General features: G+C 67.5%; 2 protein-coding genes. Both read left to right on the forward strand.

All coding sequences use genetic code 11. The annotated features are described in order from the left end of the window. Window positions 1-195 (forward strand): roadblock/LC7 domain-containing protein (locus tag IEY93_RS36965; RefSeq protein ID WP_444544682.1); only part of this gene is annotated, 195 nt, incomplete at its 5' end. A 5-nt stretch (window positions 196-200) separates the two neighbouring features. After that, the gene (locus IEY93_RS36970) at window positions 201-584 is read left to right on the forward strand and encodes a DUF742 domain-containing protein (RefSeq protein ID WP_189167828.1); all 384 of its coding nucleotides are present in this window, start codon (window positions 201-203) and stop codon (window positions 582-584) included. Window positions 585-628: the final 44 nt, after the last annotated feature.

Raw genomic sequence — 628 nt, forward strand, 5'->3', positions numbered from 1 at the left:
CAGACGGTGGTGGAGATGCAGCGGGGTCTGTTGCTGATCATGTCGATCAGCGACGGCTCCTGCCTGGCCGTGCTGGCCGCTCCCGACTGTGACATGGGTCTGGTTGCCTACCAGATGACGCTGATGGTCGAGCGCGCTGGGCAGGTGCTGACCCCGGCCGTGCGCGCCGAGCTTCAGGCGTCCTCGCCGCGGTGACGAGCATGGGCGGCCCGGGCTGGGAGGACGGGTTACGGCGTTACCAACAGGAGCCGTCGTCGCCGGTCCGGCCTTTCACGGTGACCGGCGGGCGCACGACGCCGCGGACGCATTTGGCCATGGAGACGTTGGTTCACTCCACGATTCCGCCATACCAAGATATTTCCGGCTTGATCCCGGAGTACCAGGCGATCAACACCCTGTGCCGCCAGGTACGCTCCGTGGCCGAGATCTCCGCGCTCCTGCGGGTCCCCCTCGGCGTGGCCCGGGTCCTCATCTCGGACATGGCCGCCGAAGGCCTCGTCCAGCTGCACCAGCCGCAGCTCGACGCCGGCAAGCCGGATCTCAACTTGCTCGAAAGGGTTCTCAGTGGACTTCGCAGGCTCTAGCCGGGGCCCGGCGCTGACGTCGACGAAGATCGTCGTCGCGGGTG

Source organism: Sphaerisporangium melleum, assembly GCF_014646695.1.
GTDB classification, from domain to species: domain Bacteria; phylum Actinomycetota; class Actinomycetes; order Streptosporangiales; family Streptosporangiaceae; genus Sphaerisporangium; species Sphaerisporangium melleum.